This window comes from Paenibacillus tyrphae (assembly GCF_027925525.1).
Taxonomy (GTDB): Bacteria; Bacillota; Bacilli; order Paenibacillales; family NBRC-103111; genus Paenibacillus_G; species Paenibacillus_G tyrfis_B.
Genome location: NZ_BSDJ01000035.1, coordinates 40,184 through 64,498 on the forward strand (window position 1 = coordinate 40,184; position 24,315 = coordinate 64,498).

A 24,315-nucleotide genomic window follows, 5' to 3' on the forward strand; every position below is an offset into this window, starting at 1 on the left:
CGGTACCCATTAGAATGTTGTTAACCCAGAATCGACCCGATGAAATGAGGCCGTTTCATGAATATTAAAGAGAAAAAAATCGAACTTCGCCGCCAGGCCGAAGCGGTTCGTTCAGCCATCCCAGAGGACGAGCGGAAGCGCAAGTCTGAGATCATCAGCGGCAAGCTGATCGAACGGTTGGAAGCGCTGCTTCGTCCCGAGCCGTCGATGAGAAGACGTCCGACGCTGCTTACCTATATGCCGGTGAAAACTGAAGTGGACGTGACCCCAGTCATGGAAGCCTGCTGGGACCGTCCTTGGCGCGTCGTCGTCCCGAAGGTCGTGCCCGCCTATAAACAGATGAAGCTGTTCGAGGTGCGTTCATACGCCGACTTGGAGCGCGGAACGTGGGGAATCCGCGAGCCGATAGCCAAAGCGCAGCAGCTATTCGATATCCGGCAGGTGGATGTCGCGCTGGTTCCGGGACTGGCGTTCGATGCCCATATGGGCCGGCTTGGCTACGGCGGCGGCTTCTACGATCGTTTTATGCAGCAATATGTCCGTACCGGCCTGCCGAAGCCTTATATTTTGGCGGCGGCTTACGAGGAGCAGTTGATCCCGGAAGTCCCGATGGGACTGTTCGATTTCCGGATCGACGAGCTGGTGACGGAAACCCGCATTGTGACGGAGAAGGGAGTGGATGTTCATGACTGAGGAACGGCAGCCGTCTCCGCTTACCCATCTGAACGAACAAGGCCGCGCGCGCATGGTGGACATTTCGGACAAGCAGGAAACCGTCCGTACGGCGACGGCCCGTACGACCGTTACGATGCTTCCGTCTACGCTGGAGTTGATCCGGCGGGGAGGCATCGCCAAAGGGGATGTACTGGCGGTCGCGCAGGTTGCCGCGGTCATGGCTGCCAAAAAAACGTCGGATTGGATTCCGATGTGCCATCCGATTGCGTTGACCGGCGTCGATGTCCGGTTTAGCGATAACGGAGAAGGGCAATTATACATCGAAGCGACCGTCCGCACGAAGGGACAGACCGGTGTGGAGATGGAGGCGCTCACGGCCGTATCCGCCGCGGCGCTGACGGTCTACGATATGTGCAAGGCTGCGGAGAAAACGATGCAGATCGGACCGACACTGCTGCTGAGCAAGACCGGCGGCAAGAGCGGGGATTTTCACGCAGTCCCATAGAGACTTAATGAGATCCGGGAGAGGAGCAGATGTATGCGCTGGAAAGTGGCTATCTTGACCGCAAGCGACCGTGGTTCGCGCGGAGAGCGGGAAGACACGAGTGCACAGGTCATTCGGGAATTGATTGAAGAAGAAATGAACGGCGAAATTATCGAATACCGTGTCGTGCCTGACGAGAAAGACGAAATTATGGCGGCGTTGATCGAAATGACGGATTATTTCCGGGCCGATCTCATTTTGACAACCGGAGGCACGGGTCTCGCGGTGCGGGATGTCACGCCGGAAGCGACTTTGAGCGTCATCGATCGTCACGCTCCGGGCTTTGCCGAAGCGATGCGCATGTATTCGCTGCAAAAGACGCCGCGCGCGATGCTCTCCCGGGCCGTGTCCGGGATTCGCGGCAAGACGCTGATCCTGAACTTGCCCGGCAGCCCCAAGGGGGTTTCGGAAAATTTATCCGCCGTCATCGACCAACTGCCTCACGCGCTTGCCATTCTGACCGGACGCGAGGGAGACCATGGCGATGAAGCATGATTCGATGCTCGAAGAGGTTCCTGTGGAACAAGCCGTCGGCATGGTACTTGCACATGATTTGACCCAGATTATTCCCGGCAAGTTCAAGGGCCGCCTGTTTAAAAAAGGACACGTGATCCGCGAGGAGGATATCCCGGCGCTGCTCAGCATCGGCAAGGAGCATATTTACACGCTTCGTCTGCAGCAAGGTTATCTGCACGAAGACGAAGCGGCTCTGCGGATGGCGAAGGCCGCGCAGGGAGCCGGCGTCACGTTGACTGAGCCGCACGAAGGCAAAGTCACGCTGAAGTCTGCGATCCATGGTCTGGTCAAGATCGACAAAGACCGGATCGACCAAGTCAATTCGCTGGATCAAGTCATCATGTCGACCGTGAAAACGAATACGGTGGCGGAACCCGGCCGTTCCTTGATGGGGACCCGCGTCATTCCGCTTGTTATAGAAGAAGACCGCATTGAAGTTGTTGAGCGCATCGCCGCTTCCATGGGACAGCCCATGGTGGAGGTCAAGCCGTTCCGTCCGCTGCGGGCAGGACTGATCACAACAGGCAGCGAGGTGTTCAAGGGCCGGATTGAGGATAAGTTCGGTCCCGTCGTACGCAGCAAGCTTGCGGCGCTCGGCTCGGAAGTGATCGAGCAGCGGTTTGCGCCGGACGACAGCGAAACGATCGTACAGGAAATCCGCCGCTTCCTGGAGGAAGACCGCGCGGATCTTATTCTCGTTACCGGCGGCATGTCCGTAGACCCGGACGACCGGACGCCCGGCGCCATCAAACGTGCCGGAGCGTCCGTTGTCAGCTACGGCACCCCGATGCTTCCCGGTTCTATGCTTTTGATGGGCTATCTGGACGGCGTTCCGATTATGGGGCTGCCCGGCTGCGTCATGCACGACCCGTACACGTCGTTTGACGTTCTGCTGCCGCGCATTTGTGCGGGAGAAACGATTACCCGGGCGGATATTACCGAGCTCGGCTACGGCGGGCTTTACGGCTGCTAGTTGATGAACAGGTAACATCTCCACTGAAGGAGGATACTCGATATGCTCGGAAATATAGGATTTAGCGAAATTTTGCTCATCGGCCTCATTGCTCTACTATTGTTCGGCCCGAACAAGCTGCCGGAGCTTGGCCGGGCACTAGGCAAGACGCTGCGCGAGTTCAAGCAGGGCGCCCGCGATCTGATGAATACGGATGCACCTCAGCCGCCGCGTCAAGACGTTACGCCGCCGGCGCCTGCTCAGCAGCCACAGCCGCATGCTGTACAGCCAGAAGCGAGACAAGACTCGCGTCGTTTGCCGGATTAGGGAGGCTCTTGTACTCCCGATTTAGACCGTGTGGAAGGTGAACCGTTATGGAACATGATGAAGGCATGACGCTGGTGGAGCATCTGGCGGAGCTGCGCAAACGAATTATTTGGGTGCTGCTTGTCCTGATCGTCGGCATGGTGGTCGGGCTGCTCGTGGCCAAGCCGTTAATTAATTATTTGAAAAGCGTTTCTCCGATCGCTAACATGAACTGGTATGTGTTTTCCCCGTGGGACCCGATTAAGATGTATATGAGCTTTTCTCTGGTTACCGGCCTTCTGGTCACGCTTCCGTTTGCTTTATACCAGATCTGGGCTTTCCTGAAGCCAGGGCTTCGTGAAGTAGAACAAAAAGCCTCATTAATCTTCATCCCTTTTGCGTTCCTTATGTTTTTGCTTGGTTTGGCGTTTGGTTACTTTATCGTTTTTAAAATGGCATTCTTGTTTACGACGGCGATTAGTCAAAGCTTGGAGCTGAACGAAAACTTCGGCATCGCGCAATATTTTACGTTCATGTTCAATATATTGATTCCGATCGCACTCGTTTTCGAGCTGCCGATTGTTGTGATGTTTTTGACCAAAATCCGCCTGCTCAATCCGCTGCTTCTCCGCAAACTGCGCCGTTACGCGTATTTGGCGCTCGTCATAATCGCCACGATGATTACACCGCCGGATGCCGTGTCCGCCATTATCGTCGCTGTGCCGATGATTATTTTATACGAGTTCAGCGTCTACCTGTCGGCGCTTGTCTACCGGAAGCAGTTGCTGCAGGATCAAGCCTGGGAGGCGGAAAGCTCCGCAAAGTCTGTCGAATGACAGGCTTTTTTGTTTGTCGGCTTGTCGTATATTTTGGAAAGGGCTGGATACAATGATTGAGGTGTGAAAATGTTGTAAAACCACTTGCAAAATTGATGGGAAATAGTTATCATAAGAATTGTTGTTAGCACTAAAGACGTTTGAGTGCTAATAAGATAAACCATCGTTACCCTAATATCAAAAGGAGGCTATTTTCTCATGATCAAACCGTTGGGTGATCGCGTAGTCATTGAAGCCATCGCTAAGGAGGAAACGACCGCAAGCGGTATCGTACTGCCTGACACGGCGAAAGAGAAGCCGCAAGAAGGCAAAGTCGTAGCTGTAGGCAGCGGTACACTCAAAGACGGCGAGCGCGTTGCGCTTGAGCTGAAAGAAGGCGACCGCGTGATTTTCTCCAAGTACGCCGGTACTGAAGTAAAATTCGAAGGCCGCGAGCTGCTGATTATGCGTGAGAGCGACGTTCTGGCCGTTCTGGCTTAAGAACCAACGCCTCGATTCGATACTTAAGTTCTAGTAATTTACTTACGAAAATATTCGAACCGTTAAAAATATACGATTAATTCTCGGGAGGGTTCATTCATGGCAAAAGAAATTAAGTTCAGTGAAGACGCTCGCCGCGCGATGCTTCGCGGGGTTGACGCGCTTGCGAATGCCGTAAAAGTTACCTTGGGACCGAAAGGCCGTAACGTCGTGCTGGAGAAAAAATTCGGCAGCCCGCTCATCACCAATGACGGTGTGACGATCGCGAAAGAAATCGAACTCGAAGATGCTTTCGAGAACATGGGCGCTCAACTTGTAAAAGAAGTAGCGACCAAAACAAACGACGTTGCCGGCGACGGTACGACGACGGCTACGGTTCTGGCTCAAGCGATCATTCGCGAAGGTCTGAAAAACGTAACGGCTGGCGCTAACCCGATGGTTATCCGCAAAGGCATTGACAAAGCCGTTCGTGCAGCGGTAGAAGAGCTCGCGAAAATCTCCAAAACGATCGAAGGCAAACAATCCATCGCTCAAGTAGCGGCAATCTCCGCTGCTGACGACGAAGTAGGCCAACTGATCGCAGAAGCGATGGAAAAAGTGGGCAAAGACGGCGTAATCACCGTAGAAGAGTCCAAAGGCTTCGCAACGGAGCTGGAAGTGGTTGAAGGCATGCAGTTCGACCGCGGTTACATCTCCCCGTACATGATCACGGACACGGACAAAATGGAAGCCGTTCTGGATAACCCGTACATCCTGATCACGGACAAAAAGATCACCAACATTCAAGAAATCCTGCCTGTCTTGGAGAAAGTCGTTCAATCCGGCAAGCAGCTTCTGATCATCGCAGAAGACGTAGAAGGCGAAGCTCTGGCGACTCTCGTCGTGAACAGACTGCGTGGTACGTTCACTTGCGTAGCGGTTAAAGCTCCTGGCTTCGGCGACCGCCGCAAAGCTATGCTCGGCGACATCGCTGCCTTGACTGGCGGCCAAGTGATCACCGAAGAGCTCGGTCTTGAGTTGAAATCCACGACTCCGGACCAACTCGGTTCCGCTCGTCAAATCCGTGTTACGAAAGAAAACACGATCATCGTTGACGGCGCAGGCGACAAAAAAGACATCGGTACGCGCGTATCGCAAATCCGTGCTCAACTGGAAGAAACCACTTCCGATTTCGATAAAGAAAAACTGCAAGAGCGCCTTGCAAAATTGGCTGGCGGCGTAGCTGTCGTAAAAGTCGGCGCTGCTACCGAAACCGAGCTGAAAGAGCGCAAACTGCGCATCGAAGACGCTCTGAACGCTACGCGTGCAGCAGTAGAAGAAGGTATCGTTGCAGGCGGCGGTACGGCCCTCGTGAACGTCTACGCAGCTGTAGAAGCTGTGCAAGCTGAAGGCGACGAGAAAACAGGCGTAAACATCATTCTGCGCGCTCTGGAAGAGCCTGTTCGCACGATCGCAGCAAACGCAGGTCAAGAAGGCTCCGTTATCGTTGAGCGCCTGAAAAAAGAATCCGTTGGCATCGGCTACAACGCCGCTACCAGCGAATGGGTGAACATGATCGAAGCGGGTATCGTTGACCCGGCGAAAGTAACTCGCTCCGCCCTGCAAAACGCAGCTTCCGTTGCAGCTATGTTCCTGACAACCGAAGCCGTTATCGCAGACAAACCGGAAAAAGACAAACCTGCTATGCCTGACATGGGCGGCATGGGTGGAATGGGCGGCATGGGCGGATTCTAATCCGACCTTAGCCCGCAAAAACGGCAGCATCCTTCGGGATGGCTGCCGTTTTTGTTATGGTTGGGTGTGTCGATACTATAAAGGAGAGAATCTCTGAGGTTTGCGAAATGCTGTTTTAAAGGCCTGCTCATAAAATAGGCTCTGGGGGATTAATTAAGCATTTTACGGTCTTAATAGGGCGGTACTCGTGTCTCAGGGTATACCTTAATCGCTTGTCTTTAATATGATCGGTAAAGCATCACACTTTTTAAGGTTAAAAAAATAAAAGACCCGGCACCAAAGGTACCAGGTCTCCTAAAGCATTAAAGATTAATTAATGAAGTCAGCCAGTTTGAGGTAACGTTTCAGCATCGTAGCTGCTTGCGAACGAGTTGCTTTCTCAGCAGAACCGATGGTGTCGTCAGTCAGACCATTGATGATGCCAGCATTTACGGCAGCAGCAATTTCTTTCTTAGCCCAAACGATTTTGGAAGAGTCTTTGAATTTTGCAAGCAGTTGAGCTTGGTTCGACTCGGAAACATCGGAAGCTACGCCTGCATAAGACAGGGAACGGATGATCATAGCAGCCAGTTCTTCACGAGTGATTTGTGCATCCGGACGGAACGTGTTGTCTTCATAGCCATTGATGATGCCTGCCTTGGAAGCCGCTGCTACTACGCCAGCGTACCAAGCGGAAGCATTAATGTCAGTGAAATACGTATTAGCCGTTACGGAGTTCAGACCCAAGGAACGAACAACCAGTGCTGCAAATTCTGCGCGAGTAATGTTGCGGTCCGGTTGGAATTGTTTGTCGGCTGCGCCTTCAACCACCAATTTGTTAGCAAGCAGCTCAACGTCTGCTTTGGACCAGTGGGAAGCGAGATCTTCAAACGATTTGCTTGCTTCGATTACCGTGTAGATGCTGTTGCCGTTACGTTTCAACGTTGCAACGGTTTGACCGTCTTTCGATTCGAACGTAGAAGGCACAAAGCTCAGCTTCTTCGTTGTTTCGTTGTAAAGAGCGCCGGTTGCTTTTTTAGCATCCAGGTTTTTGTTAACGTTCAACGTACGGGAAACATAAGTGCTGCCGAAATCAACATTAACAGACTTGCTGTTGCCGGAAGCTGTTACGTTGAAGTCAACAGATGTGGCAATCGGGTTGCCGCCAGCAGCATATACTGCTTTTGTTACATCTTCAGCTGCAGTACCCGTTACTTTTGCAATCGTTACATTGATTTTCGTTTCTTTCAGTTCAGCGCCCAATTCTTTCGCGAGTGCTTCGAATTTCATAGCAGCCAGCGGAAGAGTATAAGTGCCGTTGTCGTTGATGATTGTTACAGAAATAGCACCTTTTTTCAGCGCTTCTGCCAATACATCAGCCGGGATGGCAAGTTTTTCGCCTTTGATTTTGATTTTAACTTCTTTGGAGTTTTCAAAAGCTCTTTGTAAGGTGTAGGCGTCAATAGAATCACCGGATACTTCGATAACGCCGTTGTTGGAAGAAATCCAACCACCGCCGCCGCCCCAACCGCTAGAACCGGTGGAGGTAGTCGGAGCTTGACCGCTGTTCAGTGCGTAAGTTTGATTGCGGTCGTTACCGTAGTAGGTTACCATATAGACGCTGTCCGGAACGGTAGGATTTGTCCAGCTAAAGTCAAAGTCGAAGTATGTAACCTTATCAACCGTTCTGTAGGTTACGTTAGAAGTCGTGATAAGCAGATCTTTGTGGTAAGCATCCGAATATACACTTAAAGATACGCTTTTTTCTTTGTCATAGGTATTGGTATATACGGAACCAGAAACAGTTTTGGTGTACTTATCATACTTCAAACTACCAAAATCAATACCAGCAAATGCAAGCACAGGCACTAGCGTCGAAGCGATCATGATTCCGGCCAATGCTTGGGATGTTTTTTTCAATACAGTCGATTTCACTTGGGTCTTGCTCCTTTCAGAATTGTAAACATTTTTTTTCTCTATTTGACTCATTTCGCATTTCACCTCCCTCCCTGAGTAGAATCACTAAACAATACCTTTTTCGATTAGAAATCGTCTTTAAGGCCTAGAATCTATTTTAGCATCATAGACAAAAAAATGGTAGCAAATTGTAGTGTAAATTTAGCTACCATTTTTTATAAAGATTTTTTTAAAACTTAGCGTTTACAAGGGTTTGGATTTCTTGACGTTCATTCGGATCTTTTGTTACTAGCTTATCGAAAAGGGCTTGATCTGTTTTGCCTTGTTTTTGCAGAGAGGCCAGGTACCAACGGATGTTTTGTCTTGTTGCTGGATCATCTAGCGAACCCCCGATTCCGAAACGGAACATTGCTTCTGCAGCATCGTATTTACCTCGAACGAACTGAATCTGACCTAAAGCCAGTCCCATTTTTCCGGTTTCCGAGAATTCTTGACCTTGACCTTGTTCTTTTGGCAGTAAGGCAAGAGCTTTTTTGCGAGTTTCAAATTGGTTGTAGAGTTCGGAAGCTTGATTCCAATATTGATCTTGCTGTGCTATATTATTTGCTTCGCGAGCTTTATGGCCCAGATCCGTGCTTAGGGAAATGGCAACTTCATAAAGATAAACTTTCCAAGGGAAGCTATTGAGCTTATCTTTTGTAAACTGCAGTGCTTCTTCTACTTTATCTTTTAGAATCAGACTGTAAATCTTTCTATCTACCAGTTGAAAGTTAAAGGGTTCTTTTTGCAATGCTTGATCCAGCAAAGCTGTAGCTTCCGTAAAGTATTTATCATCCTTGGTCTGGTTATAAACTTGAAAAAGTATAGAGACTTTTTGGTATACATAATCAGGATGATTCGGATGCTGCGATAAGGCATTATCCAACGGTGTTAAAATGTCGTTCAGGTTGTTATTTCCGCTAGCTGCTATAGCTCTAGACTGATTGAATTGGCTGTCTGCGCTCAGCATCTTAACGGAAATGAAGAAAAGCAGCATAGAAACCAGTAGTATTACTGATGGATAAGCCCATTTTTTTGAATTCAATACTTCTTTCCACCGGCCGCCTAGCTCCATTGTATCGTTTGAGATCATGATTCCTAAGCTTAAGAACAAAAGCATTCCCAGATAAACAAAACTCATGTCAAAGTCCAGACTGCTGTGAACAAGCAGAGAGATCGATACAATATAGAAAATAAAGCGTTTGTTTCGCGTTTGCTCATCCTGATAGATGAAATTGCGGATGTAAATATAGTAAATAAAAATAAGAAAAACTAAGAATACAGCAAATCCAATGATACCTACATCCGTTAGATATTGAAGAAAGAAGTTGTGAGCTTGTCGGCTGATATAAGGGTTATTCTGGTACTTTTCGTATAGTGCTGGCCAAGCTCCCCCACCGGCGCCAAAAACGGGGTAGTCGTTGAATAATTTCATAGCATCTTTGTAGAACGTACCGCGCTCTAACACACTGTGCTGTTGAAAGTTGATGTTTTCAATACGGGTACGGATATTTTCCGGAAGCAACTTTGTTACTCCGGTATCAGTAAATAACAATACGGCCCCTATTCCACCAACGATGACGGTAACAACGGGAATAGCCAGAAAAGCAAAACGTTTTTCTTCGAAACGATTTGTTAACTTTTCGATCCATGGAGAAGCAAACTTTTGGATAAGCACTGCTAATACCGCATAAATTAGAGAAATCACCAATAGGTTAGTCCAACCCGAAATAGATAAGTCAGATTTATAGCCTTGAAACAAAGTAACGCCGATTGTCGTTACTTTATTTAGAATGATAACTGATAATCCAAAAGATAATACAAAATGAATTAGGTAGGTAACCTGCTTGCGCGGTTTAAGAAACGGCAGGACCAATAACAAAACAATTGGCAAAATGACCAAAGCGCCGCGCGACAATGTAACGAAAAAAGAAATGATAATAGGAACGACCATAAAAGCATGGATACCTATCGAATACCATTTTGAAGAGGTGATAACTAAGAATATGGCGACTAGCAAGACGGCAATAAGAAAAGCCGCGTAAGAGTTGGCATACTGGAAAACCGATGTCAAACGAGGACCGTTGGAATCCGACATCACCGCGTGAAGGTAAGAGTTATTAGGCTCCATATTGGCAGCGAACCACTTTACCAGCGCAAAAGCAGCTTCTTTATTGCCAAACCAGTTCATGATCCCGAAAATTACGATAAAATATGAAGTGATGACAAAACCGTATTTGAGTATCGATAGGCCGAGATTTTGCTTTGAAAGATAGTAGGCTAATGAAAAAAAAACGATATAAATAATTTGAATATAGACCGAGTTTGCAGCATAATTAGTTGAGGCCGCTGTGAATGTCGAAATGAAATACGTAATTGGCAGCAGCCAAGCCATAATTATTGCAAGATCCGACTTTTCTTTTAGTCCCCAGTGGAAGTACAAATAAATGGAAAGCAGGATCAAAATGACCGAGGCCCAAACAAAGGAGGAATAGATCGGTCTTTCAAAGTCGAAGTTGTTTCCGTTGAACAATCCGCGTTGGAACGGAGCCCAGAGTAGGAATATTACGAAGATTCCTGCTAGTATCCAGAATAGAATCGAACTTTTGTCGCTAGATTCGGACGACTTTTTTAGGTGAGCAGCATACACATGCTGGCTTTTATTAGCACTCATGATTGGGATTTCTCCTTTTGATTTCTTGGAATTACGACAAAATCTTATCATAGTTTGGGGGATCCGACAAATTTATTGAATTGCTCATATTTGAATTGAAAAAGTGTTTGAGTTAAAATTACACCACAGCATAGAGAAGACTAGGAGATATTTAAAAATGTACTTAAATTACATTAATAATTTCAGGGGAATAGCCATGATAATGGTTGTAGCTATTCACTGCTTATTACCTTTCCAGCAACATCTTGACAAAAGTATTTATGACTTTTTTTTTGTTCTATTCCAAGATAGTACTGTAATATTTGTATTTGTCGCGGGGTATCTCTTTCAACATTTATCAGGTAAGTTTAATTTTAAAAAGTATATTCTAAAGAAAATTTTCTATGTAGTGATTCCTTATTTGTTTTGTTCAGCGTTATACTTATATTATAATTGCTTTATTGCCAAAACTATGGAAATAAGTGACGTTCCAAAAGCGATATTATTAGGTTATCCTACTTCAGGACATCTATGGTTTATACCAATGATTCTTATTATTTATATACTTGCCAATTTACTTTATAAAATGGATGGTTGGAAATATTTTTATTATTTTTTACCTGTTTTTTTTGTTGTCACCATATTTATTCCACGAGGGGCTAATCCTGTTGAAAATGCCCTTCATTTTCTATTTATATATGTTCTAGGTATGTTTTCTAGTCGCTTTAAAGATGAATTGCATCGTTTTACAAGTAAGTATCTTATACACTTGTTCATTCTACTTTTTGGAGTATTTATATTAGACTATGTAAACCTTTTTACTGATGAATATTATTCACCTTTAAAAGGCAATGGTTTTCTGCGTGCCATAGGAAAAATTGTACTATGTATTATATTAGTGTGGTTCTTACGTGAGAAAGATAGTAAGTTAGGAACGGTTTTCTCAAAGATTGCGGACACAAGTTTCGGTATATTTTTTGTTCATTTCTTTTTTTTGCTACTTCTTAATGAATCGCATATTCTTGATTATAGCCATAATAATATTGTTGCATTGATTTTGTATTTTATAGTCACCATAGTTATTTTAACACTTAGCTATCTTTTTTTGGTGTTCTCAAAGAAATTACTAAAAAAACATAGTCGTTTTTTGTTTGGATATTAATTCCTTGCCGCGATTAGGGGGCTATCAATGATTTTTTCTTGAATCAGATTTACTTTGAATTTAATTTAAAATTTAAGTTGTGTAGACTTTATAAGGAAGTATGTTACTATGGTATATAAAATTGTATTTTGGTAGAATGATGTTGAGATTTAATAAAATTTGGGAGATTTTATATGTCTAAAAATTTTAAGAGTCATCTTAGTTTAATTTATGATCTTTCGAAAAAAGACTTTCAAAACAAATATTTAGGATCTTACTTAGGAGTTATCTGGGCTTTTGTACACCCTTCTATACTAATTCTAATATTTTGGTTTGTATTTCAAGTGGGTTTCAAATCAATGCCTGTAGATAATTTCCCATTTGTTCTTTGGCTGATCGCAGGTATAATTCCGTGGTTCTTCTTTTCGGACGCTTTTCCAAATGCGACAAATAGTGTGGTTGAAAGTAGTTACCTTGTTAAAAAAGTTGTATTTAAAATAGAATTATTGCCACTTGTCAAATTAACAACTTCTTTAAAAATTCATTTGTTTTTTATTTTTGTTACTTTTTTGATGTTTCAAATATACGGGTACGGACTATCGATTTATAATTTTCAAATTATTTATTATTTGCTTGCCATGATTATTTTAACGGTAGGTTTATCTTATCTTACTTCAGCACTTTTGGTGTTCTTAAAAGATACGTCACAGATTGTTGCAATGATGATGCAATTTGGATTTTGGATAACACCAATTTTCTGGTCCTTAAAAACGGTTCCTGACAATTTTGTTTTTATTTTCAAATTGAATCCTTTATTTTACATTGTTAATGGATATAGGGAGTCTTTCATTTACCATACATGGTTTTGGGAACATCCATGGCAAACCCTATATTTTTGGACTGGTGCGCTATTGTTCCTTTTCTTGGGGAGACTTATTTTTAAAAAATTAAAACCTCATTTTTCAGATGTGCTCTAAGGAGAAAAAATATGAGTGATTTAGTAATTCAAATAAAGGATTTATCAAAATCATATAAAATTTATTCGAAACCTATCGACAGACTAAAAGAGTCCGTTCATCCTCTTTCTAAAAAATTTCATAAAGAATTTCACGCTCTAAAAAATATTTCATTCGAGCTTGTAAAAGGCGAAACAGTTGGCGTTGTAGGAACAAATGGATCAGGAAAATCCACCTTGTTGAAATTGATTACTGGAGTTTTACATCCAACGGCAGGGGAAGTTAGTGTATATGGAAAGGTAGCGGCTATACTAGAACTTGGTGCCGGATTTAACCCGGAATTTACCGGTATCGAAAACATTTATCTTAATGGAACCATAATGGGTTATTCCAAAAAAGAAATTGAGGATAAACTTGATTCTATTATTTCCTTTGCGGAAATAGGTGAATTTATAAACCAGCCTGTAAAAACTTATTCAAGTGGAATGTTTGCAAGATTGGCTTTTGCGGTTGCTATAAATGTCGAGCCAGATGTTTTAATCGTCGATGAGGCTCTTAGTGTTGGTGATACAAGATTTCAAATGAAGTGCATTGAAAAAATGAAACAAATTAAAGAAAGCGGAACAACTATATTATTTGTTTCCCACGCTACAGAACAAATTAAAAGATTTTGTACAAAAGCCATATGGATAGAAAAAGGTCATATTAAGGCAATTGGAGATGCGAATGAGATTGTTAATTTATACGAGGATTCTATGCACTTAGAGATTTTAAATCAAACATTACACAAACAACAAGAGCAAATGCTGCAAGAAGAAGAAAACTTATCGGAAAAGCCGTCAACGGATAGTTCCAAGGTAGGCATAATTAATTCTGTCGTTTGTGTGGAAAATGAGTTAAGTACTTTTGAATCATTAATTGTGCAGGTGAAATATACAATTCTTCAAAAGGTCATACCTAATTTTTTGCTGGGTGTTGCGATATATGATCGAGACAGAAAGTATATTTTTGGCCCCAACACTTATCTTGATAAGATAGAGGGTGTACCAAATACTTACGGTGCGCATTCAATTCAGTATATTATACCTAAACTTCCTTTGCTATCGGGTACTTATTTTATCGATGTAGGTATTTTTAGTGATGAAGGATTAATTTGTATTGATTATCAAACTAATTCGCAAACGATTACGTTAAAAAACGAATATTTTACCGAGGGTTTGGTTTATTTGGAACACGAATGGAGAGTTATCAAATGAAAAAAATTCCTTTTGATCAATATCAAAGATATAGGTTAACAAGTGACATTATAAATAAAGTAAGAGGTAAGGATCAGAGGTTAACAATCTTGGAAGTTGGGGCAAATGAACATAAGAACTTAGAGTTTTTCCTAACTGATGATAAAATTACGTATCTAGATATTAACGTACCCGATCATTTGAAGGAAGACAAATCATATATCCAGGGTGACGCAACGGAGATGCCTTTCTCAGATGGGGCATATGATTTTGTTGTCGCCCTAGATGTATTTGAGCATATTCCTGTTCAGCTAAGACAAAAATTTTTGGATGAATTGCACCGGGTTGGGAAATACGGTTTTGTTTTGGCGGCACCTTTCGATACACAGGGGGTTCGTGATGCTGAATTAAGGGCCAACTCATTTTTCAAAACCATTTATGGAATGAATTATGAGTGGCTTGAAGAACACATTAACAACACATTACCCCAACTGGAAAACACTTTAAAATATCTGCGACTAAAAGAAAATACTATTTATCATTTTTCGCACGGATCCCTTGCGATTTGGGAGAGAATGACAAAGGTGCATTTTTTTGCTGCAGGGAAAAATGTACTTTATGATTATCGATTTATGCTTGACGATTTTTATAATGATAAATTGTTCCAATGCGATTATGGTGAGCTGTGTTATAGACAGTTTATCGTTAGTTTAAGGGAATCTGAAGCTGTTGGTCTTATTAAATATAATTATCCTAATTCTAATCCATTTGATGAGAAGGATTTGATGTTATTTGATCAACTAGAAGAAAGTTTTTATAGGTTGGCTTCCGCAGAATTAAGGAGTGAAGTAAGTACATTGTACGAGCAAATTAGAATAAAAGATAGTCAATTATTAAGTAACTTTGAACACGTTCAAAAAATCAGTGGGATTCTTCAAACGAAATTAGAACAGATAGCAGAACTTAATAACAGTATTAATAATTTGAAAAACCAAATTAATGAACAAAGTGCTGTTATTGAATCGTATAAATTACTTGAGAGAGATCATCAAAAAACAACTAGTGATCTTAAAGATAGTCAAAATAAAATCAATCACCTGTTAATTGACCTCCATATTAAGGATGAGGGTCAAAAATTATTAGAGGAAAAAATCAAAGTAATGACTATTAAAGAGCAAGAATATCAGTTATTACAAAATGAGCTGGATAATAAGAATCAAGTTATTTTGAGTAAAGATGAATATATTTCCAAGTTAGAACTCATGGCACAAGAGCTAAGAATTAAAGGAAGAATCAAGAAAGTAATAAAAAAAATAATGCCCTCTTTTATGTGGAAAAAATTAAAGTTTGGTTATCGATCAATAAAACTTATTAGAGAAAATCCCGCGTACATAAAGCGGGGATTGTCAGAAATAAGCAAACAAGGGGTTGGCGGCTCTTTAGAAAAAGTTAAAGCCAAACTTTCTGCAAGTGAAATTCAATCATCAGATTACTTATCTCATCTTGACGAACAACTTATCAAGCAGGAGATTTCAAAGTTTAACTTGCAACCATTAATTTCAATTGTCATGCCAGTATTTAATGTTGATCCACGATGGTTGAAACTAGCGATTGATTCCGTGCAAAGACAAATATACGAAAAGTGGGAACTGTGTATAGTCGATGATTGTTCAACAAATCCTTTAACTAAAGAATATCTAACTAATTTAAATAATACAAATATTAAGATAAAATTTTTGAATGAAAATCAAGGGATTTCCGGAGCTTCTAATGAAGCAGTTAAACTTACAGATGGCCAGTATATTGTTCTGCTTGATAATGATGATGAATTTATGCCCGATACTTTATTTGAAATTGTAAAGGCTATTAATCATTATGATCCTGATATAATTTATTCCGATGAAGATAAAATTGATATGAGTGGAAATAGAAGATTTCCATTTTTTAAACCAGATTGGTCACCCGACTTGTTTAGAACACAAATGTATATTGGACATATTTTTTGTTTTAAAAAGTCATTGTTCAATGAAGTTGGAGGTTTTAGAAAAGGGTTGGAAGGAAGCCAAGATTATGACCTGGCACTAAGAATGACAGAGAGAACGTCCAATATTCACCATATACCTAAAGTTCTTTATTCTTGGAGAGAACTTGAAACTTCGACTGCGCTTAATCCTCATTCAAAACCATATGCTCATGAAACAGGATTAAGAGCTTTAAACGAACATTTGGAAAGGGTGTATGGTAAGGGGAAGGCTTGGGTTAATGAAACAGAGCATTTTTTTGTTTATGATGCAAGATATAATTTATTAAATGAAAAACCCAAAGCAAGTATTATTATCCCAACTAAAGATAAGGTCGAACTACTTATTCCTTGTATTAATAGTATTATTGAAAAAACAACTTATGAGCAATACGAGATTATTATACTGAACAATAATTCAGAATTAGATGAAACTTATTCATGGTTTGAAGAAATAACTACACAGCATCAGTTTATAAAGGTTGTTGAAGCCTCTTACGAATTCAATTGGTCAAAATTAAACAATCACGGAATTAACGAAGCGACTGGTGACGTCTTTATATTTTTAAATAACGATACGATTATTATTACGCCTGATTGGCTGGAACGATTATCAGAGAAAGCTGTGAGAGGAGATGTAGGAACTGTAGGAGCTCTACTGCTCTACGAAGATGACACTATTCAACACGCTGGTGTAGTTATTGGGATGGGGGGCTGGGCTGATCATGTATTTAAAGGGATGAAACCAGTACATTTCGGCTCACCTTTTGTTTCCCCGGTACTGACTAGAAACGTTGCTGCTAGTACAGGAGCTTGTCTGGCTATTTCTAGGAAAACTATCGAAAAGATAGGTTTGTTTGATGAAAATTTCATTATCTGTGGTAGCGATGTAGAGATTTCTCTAAGAGCTATGAAAAGAGGGTTGTTTAATATTTACGATCCTAATGTCCGACTTTATCATTTGGAATCAAAAACAAGAACATCGTTTGTACCTGAGTGTGATTTTGAACAATCAGCTATTCACTATAGCCCATATCGTGAAAATGGTGATCCGTACTATAATCCCAATCTTTCGTTACAATTCCCGCAACCGACTGTGAAGTAAGGAGATGTATATCTATGAGTGACATGGTAGAAAAACTTATCAGATACGCAAAAAAAAGCAGGTTCATTAAGAAGTTATATAAAACTACCGTCACTTCTTACCTTAATACGCATATTGGTGAAATTACACCTTTTAACGCCCGGACTGTTGATTTAAAAGAAAAAAGAATTAATTTAATAGTGCCATCCATAAATCAAGAACACGTTTTTGGTGGAATTTCCACTGCAATTCATTTTTTTAACCTACTGAGCGGCCATTTTAAGAATCAACGTATTATATTAACAGATTCAAGTCCGGGCCCGGAAGATATTGCAAGATATTCGGAGTACGAATTTGTCTTGCCAGAGGTTGATTCATTAAGTACGAAACAAATTGTGGCTTTCAATGATCGCTATAATAAGACAGTACCTATTGGCAAAGATGATTTATTTATTGCAACTTCTTGGTGGACAGCTTATATTGCTCAGAAGCTAATAAGTTGGCAAACTGATACTTATAGTGTGGAACCCAACAAAATGGTCTATTTCATACAAGATTATGAACCTGGTTTTTATCAGTGGTCAAGTCAGTATGTTCTGGCCGATAGTACGTATAAATATAATGGTCCACAGATAGCTGTGTTTAACACTGCTTTACTTCAAGATTTTTTTCATTTAAATGGGTATACATTTACTGAGCAATATTCTTTTGAGCCTAAAATAAATCATTCTTTAAAACCTTTCCTAAAACAGGTTGGGGATATTGCTAAGAAAAAACAAATATTGATCTATGGTCGTCCTTCGGTTGCTAGAAATGCTTTTAATTTAATTATAGAAGCACTAAGAGTATGGGTCTGGAAACAACCGGACATTCATGAGTGGTCTGTAATTTCTGCTGGAGAAAGCCATTCGGATATAGATGTTGGTAATGGCATCGTTGTAAAGTCCAAGGGGAAAATGTCGTTAGAGGACTATGCCAATACTCTGTTGGAATCGTCAATTGGTGTTTCGCTGATGGTATCTCCTCACCCAAGTTATCCACCGCTTGAAATGGCTCATTTCGGCCTTTCTGTTATAACGAATCATTATGCAAATAAAGATTTAACGAGTTGGCACGATAATATTACATCTTTAAGGAATATAACCCCGGATGCTTTGGCGGCAGAATTATGTAATAAATGTGTTGAGTTTTCTTTAAATCCAACATTAGGACTGAATAAAGATCTTTCGGAATCCTATGTAAGTGAGGAAGAACAGTTTCCATTTAAAGATCAACTAATTAGAGGATTATTTTGAATTATTAAATAGTAGCTTGAATTTAAATGTGCACAGCTAAGTATGAGAGTTGAATTTGATGCTGTACATATAATGGGGGATGTAACTTATGAAGGTGAGAAAAGCTGTTATACCTGCAGCTGGTTTGGGGACACGTTTTTTGCCTGCTACAAAGGCAATGCCGAAAGAGATGCTGCCTATTGTTGATAAGCCAACTATTCAATATATTGTAGAAGAAGCAGTTGCATCTGGAATTGAAGATATTATTATAGTAACAGGGAAAGGGAAACGAGCAATTGAAGATCATTTCGACAATTACTTTGAACTTGAACAAAACTTACTTTCAAAAGGGAAATTAGATCTTTTAAATGAGGTACAAAAAGCTTCCCAGATGGCAGATATACATTACATTCGACAAAAAGAACCAAGAGGTTTAGGGCATGCTGTTTGGTGTGCTCGCAAATTTATAGGCGATGAACCCTTTGCAATTTTATTAGGGGATGACATAGTTCAGTCTGATATTCCATGTCTCAAACAGATGATTGATCTATACGATCAAAAGCAAGCATCTATTATAGGAGTGAAACCTGTAAGTGAAGATGATGTATCAAGGTATGGGATTACGGACGTAATATTAGAAGAGGAGCATTTATATAAGATCAAATCTTTGGTGGAAAAACCCCAAAAAGAAGAATCTCCATCGAATTTGGCCGTTATGGGAAGATACATTTTAACTCCATGTATATTTAAATATCTTGAAAAACAAGAGGTGGGGACAGGTGGAGAAATTCAATTAACAGATGCTATATCTCAACTTGCACAGGAAGAACTAATGTATGCATACCATTTTTCTGGAACAAGGTATGATGTTGGAGAAAAATTGGGATTTATTAAAACTACCATTGATCTTGCACTCGATAGAGACGACTTGAAAATAGAATTAATAAATTACCTTTCTGAAGTTTTAGAAAAGAATAGACAAGTTTCCGGTAATTAAATTTAAATCATCTTTCTGATAAAGTGATGTGGAAAAAATGAATTTCCTATTCAAAAACTATTTTGGGGAAAAAATGGGACTTACAAAAAAACTCAAGTTATTGATTTACAGCATAAGTATCATTTTTATTATATTTTATACAATACAAACTTTATATTTGTTTTCCAAAAAGACTTTAAATCCAAGTTCAATTCTCATAATAATTACTTCACTGTTATTATCTTGCGTTGTATGGTGGTTAATAGCAAAGTATAAATTAATTTCTCTTTATTTTATTGTATTTCTCTATGGGCTTATATACATACTTTTAGTTCCTGTGTTTTCGCCAATAGATGAAGCTGCTCATTTTGACTATATTAACAAAATCATGTTCGAACATAAGTTGCCTTTGATTTCAGATTTAATCGACGTCAGCCGACTTTCTGAGGTTTCAAGCTATGCAGTTCCTGTATCATTGCAGTATGAAGCGGTTCACCCACCCATATATTATTTTTTAGGTAGTTTAATAGTTTATCCATTTCAAGATTACCCATCTCTAAGCTTGATTATTCTTAGATTGGTAGGTTTATTGTTACTTCTTACATCACTTTATTTTACAATTAAAACTTTTTCAATATTGTCAAAATATTTTAAATGGTATGTAAATGAAGTTTTATTTACAAGTATATTACTTCTATTATATACCAATCCTGGGATTGTTACAAGAATGGTTACAGTTAGTAATGAATCACTAACTGTTTGTTTGTTTAGTTTGTTAATTTATTTGATGGTTGAATTTGTTATAACCTCTCATTCAGTTAAAAAATTGAGAGTGATCTCTATAATAACAGGTTGTTTAGTACTTACTAAAATTACCTCAGTCGTAATAATTGTTCCATTATTATTGATCTTTCTTTTTATTAAAAGTTGGAGGTATATATTCGAATTTTCCTTAATTATAGGAATTATAGTCCTTCCTTGGATCATATTTAATTTATATCATTACCATTCTTTCACAGGAACTGAAGAGCACGTTGAATTTGTGAAAAAAATAGTAAATCCCCATAATGTAAATTTAGGTTTTGAATATGTAGTTCAAAAATTTACTTATATTTTGTATAGCTTTTGGGTTCCCCAGGAAATAAGATGGTCGGGAATTTACGAACTTGCAAATCTTATAACCTATGGTTTGAGTCTTGGTTTGATTTTATGTATAGCATCAACTATCAGCACAATATGTAAATTGCAAAGAGAAAAGCAATTGAATTTAAATGCAAAACTTAATTCTGTTTTAATTATTTTTGTTTTTCTTTCTTTAATCATGCTGATTTATGGAACACTTTCTCAAGATGTTGATATATTACTGGGAAGGTACTTATATATTACAATTGTTCCAATATCTTTATTTATATATATGCAATTAATTGAAATACCTCTAAAGAAAGTTTCTTTTTATATTATTTCAATAGTTGTTATATCTTCTTATTTTACCTATTCAGGTATGGTTTATTTCTCGCAAGGCAAGAATTTTTTAGACAAAATTATAAATGGCGACGTGAATTTGGATAATTTGTCCAGATCTGCTCAGGAAGGCCTGTTTGAAAAAAATTTAGGATTAATTCCTAAAAAATTGGCAGAGCAATGGGGAAACTCATTGTATAAAGATAAAGTCTCGTATGTTTCAATTAATAGTCTACCAGTATCTCATGATCTTATAATTAGAAGTAATAAGTATTATATCAACGGTAAAGATCCCTTTTTGGTTTGGAAAACAATCGGAACTAACATGAAAACAGGGGACTTATTGATTATTAATGTTCAACTTGACAAGCACTCGGATAATAACCATGTAGTGGAGGGGCAAGTCTTTTGGGAATCTAATAACAATCCTTTCGATGAAGCTAAATCATATCGATTTATAATGAAAAATGGAAAAGTTATTGTGCCCATAGGTTATCATAAAGACTGGAAGGATGGTAGTGAATTATTGAATCTTCGCTTAGATTTCGATAACCTTAATGAAGATGAAGGCTTCACGGTGGATTCGTTAAAAATTAGTAGATTAGAGCAATAGGTTAGAGTTAATTTGATTAAACTAAAGAGTAGACAGGTAGGAAATATATATTTTCTTACTTTTAACGAATGATTGGATGTAATCTGAAAAAAAACCAAATTTTGAAGAGTTTTTTTAGGCTCAATAACAAGAAGAGGCTCGAAGAAAGAGCTATTAATAAAATTGAGTGTTTGGGAAGATTGATGCCATTTGATGGGGAGAAGTATCAGTATTTCATTTTTCATCTAAGGGAAAGGTGGTTTGCTATCTCACTGGCTTTTCTTACATCATTTAGTGCAAATCGCTGGTGTGGCTCTCGTCCGTCTGCTTCTTCTAAACAAACTGCTTCTAGAAAGATGGGGGATGTCCATATAATTTTAACAGTTAAAAAAATACTTAGTTCTGATTTATTAAAAATGTCTGATTAAAATAATTAAAATAAGAGGTAGAACATGACTTTCTTCCTACTCTTTCTGGCATTGATTTTTAACTTATTTGCTCAATACATGCTAAAGCAGTCGGTTATGGGAATCAGATTTGAACATTTTAATTTTTCGTTCATTTTTAAAATAGCAAGTAACCCAATGATTTGGGGTGGAGCTTTTTTTTATGGTTTTAGCTTTCTGTTCTATGTTATGGCTTTGTCACGTGGAGAGCTTAGTAGAATTTCACCTGTTTCCCAAGCTCTTACTACTTTAGGCGTGGTATTGATTTCTGTTATCTTATTTAATGAACCACTAACCATTTTTAAAATCCTCGGCATTTTACTTTTAATAGCTGGGACTATTATCTTGTTCCTTTAGAATGAGGAGAATGTTTTGCATGAAAAAAACTTTCGACTATGTAATATTTGGTGCAGGTATTTATGGAATGTATGCTGCCAAATTGTTAGGTGAGAAAAATTATTCTGTCGGTATTATCGAGATAGACTCTGAGCCCCTACAAAGAGCCAGTTATATTAATCAGGCTCGTGTTCATAATGGATACCATTATCCACGTAGTGTTTCTACAGCGGCTAAATCTGCTCAGTATTATAATCGTTTTAACAATGAGTTTGGTTTTGCTATTCACAAGCATTTTAGAAAAATTTATGCAATATCTGCATATGATTCTCTGACAAATTCAGAGCAATTCTTGAGGTTTTGTCGGCATGTAGGGATTCCAGCAGAGGAAATCAATCCTCGTAAATATTTTAACGAAGGTTCGGTTGAAGCTGCTTATGAAACGGACGAATATACGTATGATGCAGTTACCATTAAAGATTGGTTTTTGGAAAAGTTTAGTGAATTAAACAGTGTCAAATTGTTTCTGAGTACTTATATTACTGAAGCTCGGCAAAAAGAAAATATTTTTTCAATAACTTTATCTGATGGTTCAATCATAGAGACCCCTAATGTTTTGAACGCAACCTATGCAAGTATTAATCAAATATTAGAGTATTTTAAATTTGAAAAATTTAAAACAAAGTATGAATTATGTGAAGTAATATTAACGGATGTATCCTCAAATTTAAAGGATGTCGGAATAACTGTTATGGACGGCCCCTTTTTCTCTATTATGCCTTTCGGTCTTTCTGGAAAACATTCACTTACTTCTGTAAGTGATACTCCACACGAAACGGTTAACGGGTTGTTTCCGAATTTTACCTGTCAAGATGGAATGCCTGATTGTAATTTAAGCACATTGCAAAACTGCAATACGTGTGCTTTAAGGCCAGTTTCAGCTTGGCCTCGTATGAATCAGCTAGCAAGTAAATATTTAAATAAAGATTTAAAAATATCATATCATTCATCTTTATTTGCTATTAAAACAATATTAAATTCTGCTGAAATTGATGATTCAAGACCGACAGTAATCAAGTTTTCATCAGACGGACCCAGATTTATATCTGTTCTTTCTGGGAAGTTTAATACGATATATGATTTAGAGGAGGTTCTTTTGTGAAAGAGCAGGTATTTGTTTCGGCTGTTCTTTATGTGCATAATGAATATGAAACAGTTAGACAAGGGATTATTGATTTGGATTTGATTCTAGGAGGTATGTTTCAGTATTACGAAATAGTAGTTGTTAATGATGCTAGTACAGATTTGACACTAGAAAAAATTCGTGAAGTTTCAAAAGAAGTTAATGGAAATATGATAGTTATTTCTTTGTCACGTAAACATGGTATTGAAAAAGGGATGACAGCAGGATTAATAAAATCTATGGGGGATTTTGTATTTGAGTTTGAAACAACTAAATTTGATTTCTCATCAGATATAATCCCAAATCTGTATCGTACGGCTTTGACTGGTTTTGATATAGTGGTTGTTTCACCATCCACTGGATTGCCATGGACTTCAAAAATGTTTTACAAATTTGTAAATAAGATATCTTACTTGGAATTAGATTTAAGAACAGAAAGCACGAGAGTTGTTTCACGCCGTGCTTTAAATGCAATGCTAAATCTTAAGGAAAAGGTTCGATATAGAAAAGCACTATATGCATACACCGGCTATTCAAAAAAAGTATTAACTTATCAATCTTTAATTAAACAGCATTCTGCAAGATCTGGGATCAATCGTGAAAATATAAGTACTGCATTCGATGTAATTGTATCATTTTCGAATATAGGCTTGAAACTATCGCATTATCTATCTATAGTATTTTTACTTTTTAGTTTATTTATGGCTGGATATGCTTTGTTCAACTATTTTTTCAATAAAAATATTGTTGAAGGTTGGACTACCTTAATGATCTTAATCAGTTTCGGTTTTACTGGTCTATTTTTCATTGTTGGGATGTTAGGAGAATATATCTCCAGAATTCTTATCGAAATTCAAAATCGCCCTTCGTATACTACCCAATCAGTTGATAATTTCAAGCCCCAAAAAGTCAATACAGTTGAAACTTTTAATAACGAGGTTGCGGTAGGAAAAGAAGCTCATTAAAGGGAGGAAGTTGTC

General features: G+C 39.5%; 20 protein-coding genes. 18 read left to right on the forward strand and 2 right to left on the reverse strand.

Annotation, left to right across the window (positions count from 1 at the left end):
- Window positions 1-57 precede the first annotated feature (57 nt).
- The 8 genes from QMG93_RS29460 (at window position 58) to groL (ending at window position 6,043) form a co-directional block, all read left to right on the forward strand.
- Entirely contained in the window at window positions 58-693 is a 636-nt protein-coding gene (locus QMG93_RS29460; protein WP_281942899.1) for a 5-formyltetrahydrofolate cyclo-ligase, read from the forward strand.
- Complete coding sequence (moaC, locus tag QMG93_RS29465) at window positions 686-1,180, forward strand: cyclic pyranopterin monophosphate synthase MoaC (protein ID WP_281942901.1); 495 nt, start codon at window positions 686-688, stop codon at window positions 1,178-1,180. Before QMG93_RS29460 ends, moaC begins: the two co-directional genes overlap by 8 nt.
- Window positions 1,181-1,213: 33 nt before the next feature.
- Complete coding sequence (gene mog / locus QMG93_RS29470; RefSeq protein WP_088834226.1) at window positions 1,214-1,714, forward strand: molybdopterin adenylyltransferase; 501 nt, start codon at window positions 1,214-1,216, stop codon at window positions 1,712-1,714.
- Window positions 1,704-2,708 carry a molybdopterin-binding protein gene (locus tag QMG93_RS29475; protein ID WP_281942906.1) on the forward strand — a complete coding sequence of 335 codons (1,005 nt, stop codon included), beginning with the start codon at window positions 1,704-1,706 and terminating at the stop codon, window positions 2,706-2,708. The genes mog and QMG93_RS29475 overlap by 11 nt, the downstream gene beginning before the upstream one ends.
- A gap of 42 nt (window positions 2,709-2,750) precedes the next feature.
- Window positions 2,751-3,014 carry a twin-arginine translocase TatA/TatE family subunit gene (locus QMG93_RS29480; protein ID WP_010494507.1) on the forward strand — a complete coding sequence of 88 codons (264 nt, stop codon included), beginning with the start codon at window positions 2,751-2,753 and terminating at the stop codon, window positions 3,012-3,014.
- Window positions 3,015-3,061: 47 nt separating this feature from the next.
- Window positions 3,062-3,829, forward strand: coding sequence for a twin-arginine translocase subunit TatC (tatC, locus tag QMG93_RS29485; RefSeq protein ID WP_281942909.1), 768 nt, complete (start codon window positions 3,062-3,064; stop codon window positions 3,827-3,829).
- Window positions 3,830-4,027: 198 nt separating this feature from the next.
- Window positions 4,028-4,309: a co-chaperone GroES gene (groES, locus tag QMG93_RS29490; protein WP_010494510.1), complete on the forward strand. Its 282-nt coding sequence runs from the start codon at window positions 4,028-4,030 to the stop codon at window positions 4,307-4,309.
- A 99-nt stretch (window positions 4,310-4,408) separates the two neighbouring features.
- Window positions 4,409-6,043 carry a chaperonin GroEL gene (gene groL, locus QMG93_RS29495; protein WP_054974092.1) on the forward strand — a complete coding sequence of 545 codons (1,635 nt, stop codon included), beginning with the start codon at window positions 4,409-4,411 and terminating at the stop codon, window positions 6,041-6,043.
- 309 nt (window positions 6,044-6,352) lie between these two features.
- Here the strand turns inward: groL and QMG93_RS29500 are convergent, their stop codons facing one another.
- Window positions 6,353-8,011: an S-layer homology domain-containing protein gene (locus tag QMG93_RS29500; RefSeq protein WP_281942913.1), complete on the reverse strand. Its 1,659-nt coding sequence runs from the start codon at window positions 8,009-8,011 to the stop codon at window positions 6,353-6,355.
- Window positions 8,012-8,168: 157 nt separating this feature from the next.
- Window positions 8,169-10,652: an O-antigen ligase family protein gene (locus QMG93_RS29505; RefSeq protein WP_281942915.1), complete on the reverse strand. Its 2,484-nt coding sequence runs from the start codon at window positions 10,650-10,652 to the stop codon at window positions 8,169-8,171.
- A gap of 157 nt (window positions 10,653-10,809) precedes the next feature.
- Between QMG93_RS29505 and QMG93_RS29510 the strand changes: the two genes are divergently transcribed.
- The 10 genes from QMG93_RS29510 (at window position 10,810) to QMG93_RS29555 (ending at window position 24,300) form a co-directional block, all read left to right on the forward strand.
- The gene (locus QMG93_RS29510) at window positions 10,810-11,793 is read left to right on the forward strand and encodes an acyltransferase family protein (protein WP_281942917.1); all 984 of its coding nucleotides are present in this window, start codon (window positions 10,810-10,812) and stop codon (window positions 11,791-11,793) included.
- Window positions 11,794-11,966: 173 nt separating this feature from the next.
- Window positions 11,967-12,749 (forward strand): ABC transporter permease, encoded by a 783-nt coding sequence (locus QMG93_RS29515; protein ID WP_281942919.1) that lies wholly within the window; start codon window positions 11,967-11,969, stop codon window positions 12,747-12,749.
- 11 nt (window positions 12,750-12,760) lie between these two features.
- On the forward strand, window positions 12,761-13,984 hold the full coding sequence (locus tag QMG93_RS29520) for an ABC transporter ATP-binding protein (RefSeq protein ID WP_281942922.1): 1,224 nt from the start codon (window positions 12,761-12,763) through the stop codon (window positions 13,982-13,984).
- Window positions 13,981-17,088 (forward strand): glycosyltransferase, encoded by a 3,108-nt coding sequence (locus tag QMG93_RS29525; RefSeq protein ID WP_281942924.1) that lies wholly within the window; start codon window positions 13,981-13,983, stop codon window positions 17,086-17,088. Before QMG93_RS29520 ends, QMG93_RS29525 begins: the two co-directional genes overlap by 4 nt.
- A 14-nt stretch (window positions 17,089-17,102) precedes the next feature.
- Complete coding sequence (locus tag QMG93_RS29530) at window positions 17,103-18,362, forward strand: hypothetical protein (RefSeq protein WP_281942926.1); 1,260 nt, start codon at window positions 17,103-17,105, stop codon at window positions 18,360-18,362.
- Between the two features lie 88 nt (window positions 18,363-18,450).
- Window positions 18,451-19,338, forward strand: a complete 888-nt coding sequence (gene galU, locus QMG93_RS29535; protein ID WP_281942928.1) for a UTP--glucose-1-phosphate uridylyltransferase GalU — start codon at window positions 18,451-18,453, stop codon at window positions 19,336-19,338.
- Window positions 19,339-19,366: 28 nt separating this feature from the next.
- Window positions 19,367-21,391: a hypothetical protein gene (locus tag QMG93_RS29540; protein WP_281942930.1), complete on the forward strand. Its 2,025-nt coding sequence runs from the start codon at window positions 19,367-19,369 to the stop codon at window positions 21,389-21,391.
- A gap of 431 nt (window positions 21,392-21,822) precedes the next feature.
- Window positions 21,823-22,173 (forward strand): hypothetical protein, encoded by a 351-nt coding sequence (locus QMG93_RS29545; RefSeq protein WP_281942932.1) that lies wholly within the window; start codon window positions 21,823-21,825, stop codon window positions 22,171-22,173.
- Between the two features lie 19 nt (window positions 22,174-22,192).
- A complete protein-coding gene (locus tag QMG93_RS29550; protein WP_281942934.1) occupies window positions 22,193-23,314 on the forward strand; it encodes an FAD-dependent oxidoreductase in 1,122 nt (373 codons plus the stop codon).
- Window positions 23,311-24,300, forward strand: coding sequence for a glycosyltransferase (locus QMG93_RS29555; protein ID WP_281942935.1), 990 nt, complete (start codon window positions 23,311-23,313; stop codon window positions 24,298-24,300). Before QMG93_RS29550 ends, QMG93_RS29555 begins: the two co-directional genes overlap by 4 nt.
- The last annotated feature ends 15 nt before the right edge of the window (window positions 24,301-24,315 follow it).